The organism is Nonomuraea salmonea (assembly GCF_042428605.1).
In the GTDB taxonomy this organism is placed as follows: Bacteria; Actinomycetota; Actinomycetes; order Streptosporangiales; family Streptosporangiaceae; genus Nonomuraea; species Nonomuraea salmonea.
This window is the reverse complement of sequence record NZ_JBHMCF010000041.1, coordinates 147,203-157,097: the sequence shown is the minus strand read 5'-3', so window position 1 is coordinate 157,097 and position 9,895 is coordinate 147,203. Positions and strand designations below refer to the sequence as shown.

Sequence of the window (9,895 nt, the reverse complement as noted above, 5' to 3'; positions counted from 1 at the left end):
ACCCGGCACCTCACCAGCCCGCACCCCGAACCACTCCACCACCGACCCACCCACCGAACCGGCCTCGGCCCCGCTCCACTCCTCCACGACCTGCCGCCGTTCCTCCTCGTCCAGGAGGCCGGCCCGGCTGATGGTGTCGGCGGGTTCGGCGGTGGCCAGCCAGCGCACGATGGTGCGGAAGCGGCGGGAGATGTCCGCGGCGGGCGCGACGCCGTCGGCGTCCCGGTTGGCGTCGATCTTGATGTCGATGTCGTCGGAGCCGGCGTAGACGCTGATCCGGGTGCCGTTGATGGGCCCGGTGGACAGGTTGTGCGACTCGGCGGTGCACTCGCCGAACCTGACGGGGTGGTCGAAGGAGGCGAAGTTCACCTCGACGGGGCAGAGGGCCTCGCGGTTGACGAGCTTGAGGTCGCGCAGGATCTCCTCGTACCGGTAGCGCTGGTGGCGCAGGCCGTCACGGACGGCGCGGGTGGTCTGCCGTACGACGTCCTGGATGGTGGTCTGCGGGCCCATCTGGACGCGGATGGGGGCGAGGTTGGCCTTCATGCCGGGGATGGCGCGCTCGCGCGGGCCCGCCCCGAGCACGGCCACGCCGATGACGACGTCGCGGTCGCCGGTCAGGCAGTGCTGGTAGAGGGCGGCGGCGGAGATCATGAGGCCGGCGAGGCTGGTGCCCATGCGGCGGGCGGTGGCCTTGAGCGCCGCGGCCTGCTCCTGGTCGATGCCGGCGAAGCAGCCTTCCGGCGGGTTCGGCAGGTTCCTGGCGCCGTGGCCGGAGTGCGGGGAGCCGCCGGGCCTGGTGGTCTCGGGGAGGTCGGCCAGCGCGTTCAGCCAGTAGTCGCGGTCGCGCGCGTAGTCGGCGGAGTCGCGGTAGGCGCGTTCCGCGTCGATGAGCGCGTGGACGGACTCCGGGCCGTCACCCGTCGACGGGCGGCCCTCCAGGAGGGCGGTGTAGATCTCGGCGGTGCGGGCGGCGATCATCGCGCCGCCGTGGCCGTCCATGACGATGTGGTGGCTGCGCTCGTACAGGTAGTGGCGGTCGGGCGCGAGGACGAGCACGGCGAAGCTGAACAGCCAGCCCGCGCGCAGGTCGCCGTTGCGCCGCACGTCCGCCTGCATCCAGCGCAGGGCGGCGGCTTCCGGATCGGGCTCGGCGCTGACGTCCACGAGCTGGACGGCGTAGTCGCGGCTGTCGTCGACGTACTGCAGCGGCACGCCGTCGATCTCGCGGAAGCGCACGCGGAAGCCGTCGATCTCGTCGAGCATGCGGCGCACGGCCTCGAGGAGCAGGCCCGCGTCCAGCTCGCCGCGCAGGTCCAGGTATTCGGCGATGTTGTAGACCGGATTCTCGGGGGCGAGCTGCTGGGCATACCAGATGCCGAGCTGACCCGCCATCAGTTCCCGGAATTCAGGCATGCCGTGAAACACCCCATTCGGATTCGCAGCGCAATGCAAAGGGATTCAAAAAAGCGCCCGGACCGTGCGCATCGGGCGGCGGCGTACTGCTCGGCGTCGCGCGGCCGGACTCCGGCCGCGCGAACGGGGCGAGCCTACTTTCCTTCCATGGCGGCGATCAGGCTCTTCGGCCGCATATCGGTCCAGGACTTCTCGATGTAGGCCAGGCACTCCTCGCGGCTCGCCTTACCGAAAACGGAGGTCCAGCCCTCTGGCACATCGATGAAAACGGGCCACAACGAGTGCTGCCCCTCGTCGTTCACCAGAACCAGGAATTCGGCGTCCGGATCGTCGAACGGATTCGTCACCACACGGTCCTTTCTCTGCTGGATCGTCATTCGTAGTAAAGGGAGCCGTTCGGCGGGCGCGCAACAGTTCGGTGACCGCTCAACCGCGTTTCCGCGTCAGTTGAACACCGCGGGAGCGGGCCCGCCGGGGGCGAAGGTCACCGGCAGCCGCTCGGGTCCGTTCACCACGATGGAGCTGAGCATCGTCGGCTCGCCGTCGGGCTCCACGCGCAGGGAGCGGCCGGCAATCTCCTCGTAGAGCAGCCGCAGCTCCATCCGGGCGAGCACGCTGCCGAGGCAGAAGTGCTCGCCGAAGCCGAGCGCCAGATGCCTGTTCGGCTGGCGGCGCACGTCGAAGCGGTCAGGGTCGTCGAAGACGGACTCGTCCCTGTTGGCCGACGGCAGCCACAGCGTCACCCGGTCGCCCGCCTCGACGCGGTGGCCGCGGATCTCCACGGGCCTGGTGGCGGTGCGCATGATGTGGGTGGCGGTGGAGGTCCAGCGCAGGATCTCCTCGACCGCGCCGGGCAGCAGGCCGGGGTCGTCCTGGAGCAGCCGCCACTGGGCCGGGTGGCGCATGAGGGCGAGCATCCCGCCCGAGGCGGCGATCCTGGTGTTCTCGGTGCCGCCGACCAGCAGGTTGTCGCAGTTGAGTATGACGTCGTCCGGGCTGAGCGGAGCGCCTTCGACGGTGGCCGTGGCGAGCACGCTGACCAGGTCGTCGCCGGGGTCCTTGGCCTTCTCCGCCGCCAGCGTCTCGAAGTAGCCCATGATCTCGAGGTGGGCGAAGCGCCGCGCCATCGGGTCGCCGGCGCCGAACGCCTGGCTGGTCAGGGTGAAGAGCCGCTCCCACTCCCCGGCCGGCACGCCCATCATCTTGCAGATCACGTACAGCGGGACGCGGGCCGCGACGTCGGCGACGAAGTCGCAGCGACCGCGCTCGACGGCCTGGTCGACGACCCGCCCGGTGACCTCGCGCATCTCGCCTTCCATGCTGCGCACGGAGCGGACCGCGAACCACTCGTCGACCAGCCTCCTGAGGTCGCGGTGGCGCGGCGGGTCGGTCAGCGCGAGCGTGCGCCCGCCGCCCGGGTCGGCGCCGTGGTCGGCGGGCCGCAGCAGGATTCCGCGGGCCGAGCTGAACGTCTCGGCGTCGCGATAGGCGGCGCGCACGTCCGCGTACGCGGTCAGCGCCCAGAAACCGGGAAGCTCCGTCGGCTCGTGCCAATAAACGGGCGCGTTGGCGCGCAGCCACCGCCACTGCACATAGGGATCGCCCGTCGCGTAGAGTTCGGGGTCCACCAGATTGATCCGCGGCGTACCGTCGGGCATTCGATTACCTCACCGTATTCAGAAATGGCCGCGTGAAAGCACGTTCAATTCAGCGGAATGCGCGGCGCCGGGGTCAAGGTTTTCCGCCGGGGGGTGGTCAACCGACGCCCGGCGGCAGTTGAACGGCCGCCGGTCCGCGCATTGCCGGGCCGCTCCCCCGCTGCCATAGTGAGCGTTCGACCGGGGCCTTTCGCCGTCATGCGGCGTGGTGAATACGAAGAGCGCGGACGGATCATGCCTTTTGTTCAAGCCAACGGAATCCGACTCGCCTACGAGCGCTCCGGCAAGGGAGAGCCCGTACTGATGATCATGGGGTCGTCGGCGGCCGGGCGCGTCTGGACGACGTACCAGACGCCGGCGCTGCAACGGGCGGGCTACGAGACGATCGTCTTCGACAACCGGGGCATCCCGCCGTCCGACGTGCCGCCGGGCAGGTACGCGCTGGCCGACATGGTCGCCGACACCGTGGGCCTGATCGAGGCGCTGGCGCTCGGCCCGTGCCGGATCGTCGGGACGTCTCTGGGCGCGATGATCGCCCAGGAGGTGGCGATCGACCGGCCCGACCTGGTCAGGTGCGCTGCGCTGATCGCGACGCGCGGGCGCGAGGACGTGTTCAGGCGCGCTCTGGCCGTCGCCGACCACGCGCTGCTGGACAGCGGCGTCACGGTGCCGCCCGGCTACGCGGCGACCCGGTCGGTGATGGAGATGCTGTCGCCCGCGACGCTCAGGAACGACGCCGCGGTCTCCTCGTGGCTGGAGATCTTCGAGCTGGCCGGCGGCGCGGGCGGTGGCGGGCAGGCGTGGGTGGACCCGGTCGGCGACCGCAGGGACCGGCTCCGCTCGATCACCGCGCCCTGCCGGGTGATCGCCTTCACCGACGACCTCATCTGCCCGCCGCACCTGTGCGCGGAGGTGGCCGACGGCATCCCGGACTGCGACTACGTGGAGATCCGCGACTGCGGCCACATGGGCTATCTGGAGCGCCCCGAGGAGGTCAATCTCGCGCTCATCGAGTTTCTCGACAAGCACTGACCCGATCTCCTGCCGAAAGCGAGGGACACGGCCGTGGCCACTGTGGGCGGTCCGGAAATGATGGCCAAGGTGTCGTTCGACGACGACTCGATCACCCGACAGCGGGTCAGGCCGGGGACCGTGCGGCGCATCGTCCCGTACGTCAGGCGCTACCGCAGGCCGCTGGCGATGCTGCTGACGAGCACGATGCTCACGGCGGCCATCACCGCGGCGACCCCGCTGCTGCTGAAGATGATCATCGATGACGGCATCGTGCCGGGCCGGCCCGGGGTGGTGCTGACGCTGTCCCTGGCGATCGTCGGGCTGGCGCTGCTGGAGTCGCTCTCGCTGTACGCCGAGGCCCGCTCGTCCGGCCAGGTCGGCGAGGGCCTGGTCTACGACCTGCGCTCGGAGGTCTTCGCCCGCGTGCAGCGGCAGCCGGTCGCGTTCTTCACCCGGACCCAGACCGGGGCGCTGGTGAGCCGCGTCAACACCGACGTGATGGGCGCCAGGCAGGCGGTCACCTCGCTGCTGACCCGCGCGACCTCCGGCGTCATCACGCTCGTCATCGTGATCGGCACGATGCTCTACCTGTCGTGGCAGATCACGCTCGCCGCGCTGGTGATGATCCCGTTCTTCCTGCTGCCCGCCAAGCTCGTCGGGCGCCGCCTGCAGCGGCTGGCCAGGGAGGAGATGAACGTCGACGCGGAGCTGAGCTCGCTGACGAACGAGCGCTTCAACGTGGCGGGCGCGCTGCTGGCCAAGCTGTACGGGCGGCCCGCAGAGGAGGAGGCGCTGTTCGCGAGGAAGGCGGGCCGCGTCAGGGACGTCGGCGTGCTGAGCGTCGTCTACGGCCAGCTGTTCCACATCGTGGTCACCGCGCTCACCGCGCTCACCACGGCCCTGGTGTACGGCGTCGGCGGCGGCCTGGTCATCGGCGGCGGGCTGGAGATCGGCACGCTCGTCGCCATGGTCGCGCTGCTGTTCCGCCTGTACGGGCCGATCAACCAGCTGTCGAGCCTGCAGGTGGACGCGCTCACGGCGCTGGTCAGTTTCGACCGCATCTTCGAGGTGCTGGACCTCGAACCGCTGGTCGCGGACCGCAAGGGAGCACGGCCGCTGCCGGCGGTGAGCGGGGGCGCCCCGCTGGACATCGTGTTCGACGGGGTCTCCTTCCGCTACCCGGCCGCCGCGGAGGTCTCGCTGGCCTCGCTGGAGCCCCCGGCCCTGCGCCGGAACGGCGGGGAGGAGAGCCTGGTGCTGTCCGGCCTGAGCTTCACCGCCCCCGCGGGCGGGCTGACGGCCCTGGTGGGGCCCTCCGGGGCGGGCAAGACCACGATCACCCAGCTCGTGCCCCGCCTGTACGACGTCACGGAAGGGGCCGTGCGCATCGGCGGCCACGACGTACGGGACCTGACCTTGGCCTCGCTGCGCGAGGCGGTCGGCGTCGTCACCCAGGACGCGCACATGTTCCACGACACCATCCGCGCGAACCTGCTCTACGCCCGCCCGGACGCGACGGAGAAGGAGCTGGTCGAGGCGTGCGAGGCGGCGCTGATCTGGGAGGTCGTGGCGAGCCTGCCCGACGGCCTGGACACCGTGCTCGGCGACCGCGGCTACCGGCTGTCGGGCGGCGAGAAGCAGCGCCTGGCCCTGGCCAGGCTGCTGCTCAAGTCGCCGCCGATCGTCGTGCTCGACGAGGCCACCGCGCACCTGGACTCGGAGTCGGAGGCCGCGATCCAGCGCGCGCTCAAGAGCGCGCTGGCCGGGCGGACCTCGCTGGTGATCGCGCACCGGCTGTCCACGGTCAGGGAGGCCGACCAGATCCTGGTCGTCGAGGCGGGCCGGATCAGGGAGAGCGGCCGCCACGAGGAGCTGCTGGCCGCCGGCGGGCTCTACGCGCACCTCTACCGCACGCAGTTCGCCGGGCCGGCGGTGAACGCCGCGCCCCGGCCCGAGCCGGCCTGACCGGCTCGTCCACACCGAACACCGATGGGAGCGCACTGTCATGACGGCAACCGAGCAAGAGATCCTCGACGGGCTGGGGCGGATCATCGAGGAGGTCACCGGCGTCCCCGCGGCGGAGGTCGCGCCCGAGCGGAGCTTCGTGGACGACCTGGACATCGACTCGCTGTCCATGGTGGAGGTGGCGCTGGCGGCGCAGGAGGAGTTCGGGGTGGAGATCCCGGACGATCGCCTCAAGGAGCTGCGCACGGTCAAGGACGCCGTCGCCTTCATCCGGGGGTAGGGACCGGTGCTGGACGATCTCGACAGGGTGCGCGTGCCCGACGCGCGCGACCCGCGTACCCGGCTGGAGTCGTTCTTCGACGACTCCAGCCTGTGCCTGCTGGGGCCCGCGGACGGCAGCGGCGTGCTGGCCGGTGTGGGCCGCGTCCACGGCACGCCCGTCGTGGCCTTCGCCAGCGACCCCAGGATCCAGGGCGGCGCGATGGGCGCCGAGGGGTGCGAGCGGATCGTGCGCGCCTACGACCGCGCCCTGCACGACCGGGTGCCCGTCGTGGGGCTGTGGCAGTCCGGCGGCGCCCGCCTGGCCGAGGGCGTCGGCTCGCTGCACGCGGTCGGGCTGGTGTTCGCGGCGATGACGCGGGCCTCGGGGGTCGTGCCGCAGCTCTCGGCGGTGTTCGGGCCCGCGGCGGGCGGCGCCGCGTACGGGCCGGCGCTGACCGACGTCGTCATCCTGTCGGGCCAGGGCCGCATCTTCGTCACCGGCCCCGACGTGGTGCGCTCGGTGACCGGCGAGGACGTCGACATGGCCGGGCTCGGCGGCCCCGACGTGCACGGGCGGCGCAGCGGCGTCGCGCACGTGGTCACCACGACGGACGCGCAGGCGGTCGCCGCGGCGCGGCGCCTGGCCGCCCTGCTCGGGCACCAGGGGTGCGCGCGCATGCCGGAGACCGCGGGGACGGACTTCGCCGCGCTGCTTCCCGACAACCCCAAGCGTGCGTACGACGTGCATCCGCTGCTCGACGGCCTGCTGGACGAGCCGGGCGCCGAGCTGCACCCGCGCTGGGCCCCGAACGTGGTCACCGCGCTCGGCCGGCTCGGCGAGCGCACGGTCGGCGTGGTGGCCAACAACCCGATCAGGCTGGGCGGCTGCCTGGACGCCGCGTCAGCCGAGAAGGCCGCCAGGTTCGTGCGGATGTGCGACGCCTTCGGGGTGCCGCTGGTGGTCGTGGTGGACGTCCCCGGCTACCTGCCCGGCGTCAAGCAGGAGTGGGACGGCGTCGTCCGGCGGGGCGCGAAACTGCTGCACGCCTTCGCCGAGGCCAGCGTCCCCCGGGTGACGCTGATGGTGGGCAAGGCGTACGGCGGGGCGTACATCGCGATGAACTCCCGCGCCCTGGGCGCCACCCGGGTCCTCGCCTGGCCGACGGCGCGGATGGCGGTCATGGGCGCGGTCTCGGCGGTGCGCATCCTGCACCGCCAGGCCCTGGCCGCCGCGCCGGAGCAGGAGCGCCCGCTGCTCGAGGCGGCCCTGGCCGCCGAGCACGAGAAGGAGACCGGCAGTCTCGACGCGGCCGTGCGGCTCGGCGTGGTGGACGAGGTCATCGACCCGGCGAAGAGCCGCGAGGCCATCGCCAAGGTGATCGCCGAGGCCGCACCACGCCGGGGGCACCACGCCAACATCCCGCTCTAACGGCCGGTGGGGGCCAGGACGAAGAACCTGCCCTGCCACAGCAGGTGGAGCTCCTTGCGCAGGTCGTCGCTCACCCCGGCGTCACCGGCCAGCGACTCCAGGGTCCGCTTCCCGTCGGCCGCCTCCAGCACCGCGAAGGCGGCGGGCGAGATCTCCGCGCGCGGCCCGTTCGTGTAGTCGAGGAAGATCTCGTGCACGACGTCGCGGTGCCCGGCCGGCGTGGTGCGGACCCGCTTGACGAGCCTGGTCACCGGGCGGTGCCTGGGCACCAGGCCGTCGAGGCCCAGCCAGTGGCCCCACCGCCGCCTGATCAGGAAGTCCTCGATCACCAGGTAGTCCAGCTCGGTGGTGAGGAAGCAGGTCACGGCGTCCTGCACGGTCTGCACGATCGGCTCGGCGTTGTTGTTGAACGAGGTGTTCAGCAGCACGGGGGTGCCGGTCAGCTCGCCGAAGCGCCGGACGAGCCGGTGGAAACGCTCGTTCGCCTCCTGGGTGACGATCTGCAGCCGGGCGCTGCCGTCCACGTGGGTGACCGCGCCGAGCTCCGCCCTGCGTTCCTCGCGCACCTGGACGACGAACGACATGAAGTCGTAGTTGGCGCGCGTGGGCGGCAGCTCGAAGTAGGCGCCGGCGGCCTCCTCCGTCACCACCGGCGCGAACGGCCGGTAGCCCTCCCGCTTCTTCACCATCGAGTTGATGCGGTGCTTGTTCTCGCCCGGCCGGGCGTCGGCGAGGATGCTGCGGTTGCCGAGCGCCCGCGGCCCGAACTCGGAGCGGCCCTGCGCCCAGCCCAGCACGGCGCCGCCGGCCAGCAGCTCGGCGGCGCACTCCACGATGTCGGCGGGCCGCTCGAACAGGACGAGGTCGCCCCACGAGGCCAGCTCGCGCTGGACGTCCTCCTGGTCGCCGAGCGCGGGCCCGAGGCTCGCGCTGAACAGCCGCGACCGGCGCGCGGGCGCCTCGCCGAGCTGCGTGGCGGCGGCGAGCGCGGCGCCCTCGGCGGCGCCGGCGTCGTGCGCGGCGGGGTGGATGAAGACCTCGTCGAACTTTCCCGAGCGCAGGATCACGCCGTTGAGGCTGCTGTTGTGCGCGACGCCGCCGACGAAGCACAGCTTCGTCAGCCCGGTGTAGTCGGCCCAGTAGCCGAGCACGTGCATGGCGATCCGCTCCAGCGTGCGCTGCACGCCGGCCGCGAAGTCCATGTGCTCGCGGGTGAAGTCCTGGCCCTTTCTGCGCGGGACGAAGCCGTTGACGAAGAACGCGCCGGTGATCGGCCGCAGTTCGAAGTCGCCGCCGCTCTTCAACGTGTAGAGGGAGTCGAAGATGTCGCGGTGGACGTTCGCGTCGCCGTACGGCGCGAGCCCCATGACTTTGTACTCGTCGCCCATCCGGTAACCGAGCAGATGGGTCGCCGCCTCGTAGAACTGCCCGAGCGACTTGTCGATGCCGTACGTCGCGAGCGGCTCCAGCCCGCCGCGCCCGCCGCGGAACACGGTCGTCGAATGCATTTCGCCGCGGCCGTCCATGACGACGACGAGCGCGTCCTTCATTCCCGAGCGCAGGAAACAGGACGCGGCGTGCGACACATGGTGTTCCGCGTACACCAGCCGCTCGGCCGGGAGTTCGATGCCGAATTCCGCGCCGAGCTGGTCGGTGATGAGTTCCCGCGAATAGCGGATGGGCGCTTCCGGGTGCTGGAGATACAGCTCGTGCAGTGCCCGGTCGACGAAGATCTCCTGGAAATAGTGCCCGACGGCGTCGATCTGCGACGGCGTCACACCGGCCAGGTCAAGGCAGGCGCGAATCGCCTCGGTCGGAAATTTGGTGGTCTTCTTGATGCGGTTGAACCGCTCCTCCTCCACCGCCGCGATGGTTTTGCCGTCCCGGATCAGGCAGGCTGCCGCGTCGTGGAAGAAATCGTCGTTCATGCGGGACGCGAGATCGACGTCCCCGTCGGAAAAGTTTCCACTGAGCCCCAGTACCAGCATGCCCGTCACGGTAACCGTTGTTTCCCGCCGTGTCGCCGGACGACATCTCCGGCCGGCACACCTCGGTGAAAGGGCATTCAGCGGCCGCCCGGAGCCTATTTTCGGAGGGCGGCGCGTTCAACCGCCTCCGCACCCCGGTTGAACGCAGACGGACGGCGGGCGAC

Annotated in this window: 8 protein-coding genes; 4 read left to right on the top strand and 4 right to left on the bottom strand. The window is 71.3% G+C overall.

Annotated elements, in window-relative coordinates:
* The 3 genes from ACFFR3_RS38145 to ACFFR3_RS38135 all read right to left on the bottom strand — a co-directional run.
* Window positions 1-1,416, bottom strand: a 1,416-nt coding sequence (locus ACFFR3_RS38145) for a condensation domain-containing protein (protein ID WP_379484707.1), incomplete at its 3' end; no start/stop codon positions are given.
* A gap of 134 nt (window positions 1,417-1,550) precedes the next feature.
* Window positions 1,551-1,763, bottom strand: coding sequence for an MbtH family protein (locus ACFFR3_RS38140; protein WP_345385085.1), 213 nt, complete (start codon window positions 1,761-1,763; stop codon window positions 1,551-1,553).
* A gap of 96 nt (window positions 1,764-1,859) precedes the next feature.
* The gene (locus ACFFR3_RS38135; protein ID WP_345385086.1) at window positions 1,860-3,074 is read right to left on the bottom strand and encodes a cytochrome P450; all 1,215 of its coding nucleotides are present in this window, start codon (window positions 3,072-3,074) and stop codon (window positions 1,860-1,862) included.
* A 234-nt stretch (window positions 3,075-3,308) separates the two neighbouring features.
* On the opposite strand from ACFFR3_RS38135, the gene ACFFR3_RS38130 reads away from it, so the two are divergent.
* Genes ACFFR3_RS38130 through ACFFR3_RS38115 form a run of 4 tightly spaced genes read left to right on the top strand, consistent with a single transcriptional unit; the run spans window position 3,309 to window position 7,743 of the window.
* A complete protein-coding gene (locus ACFFR3_RS38130; RefSeq protein ID WP_345385087.1) occupies window positions 3,309-4,106 on the top strand; it encodes an alpha/beta fold hydrolase in 798 nt (265 codons plus the stop codon).
* A 33-nt stretch (window positions 4,107-4,139) separates the two neighbouring features.
* Window positions 4,140-6,053: an ABC transporter ATP-binding protein gene (locus ACFFR3_RS38125; RefSeq protein ID WP_379484706.1), complete on the top strand. Its 1,914-nt coding sequence runs from the start codon at window positions 4,140-4,142 to the stop codon at window positions 6,051-6,053.
* Window positions 6,054-6,093: 40 nt separating this feature from the next.
* Window positions 6,094-6,333, top strand: coding sequence for an acyl carrier protein (locus ACFFR3_RS38120; RefSeq protein WP_345385088.1), 240 nt, complete (start codon window positions 6,094-6,096; stop codon window positions 6,331-6,333).
* Between the two features lie 6 nt (window positions 6,334-6,339).
* Window positions 6,340-7,743 (top strand): acyl-CoA carboxylase subunit beta, encoded by a 1,404-nt coding sequence (locus ACFFR3_RS38115; protein ID WP_364382175.1) that lies wholly within the window; start codon window positions 6,340-6,342, stop codon window positions 7,741-7,743.
* Here ACFFR3_RS38115 and ACFFR3_RS38110 read toward each other — a convergent pair.
* The gene (locus tag ACFFR3_RS38110) at window positions 7,740-9,731 is read right to left on the bottom strand and encodes a carbamoyltransferase family protein (protein WP_379484705.1); all 1,992 of its coding nucleotides are present in this window, start codon (window positions 9,729-9,731) and stop codon (window positions 7,740-7,742) included. The two genes, ACFFR3_RS38115 and ACFFR3_RS38110, sit on opposite strands and share 4 nt — an antisense overlap.
* Window positions 9,732-9,895 lie beyond the last annotated feature (164 nt).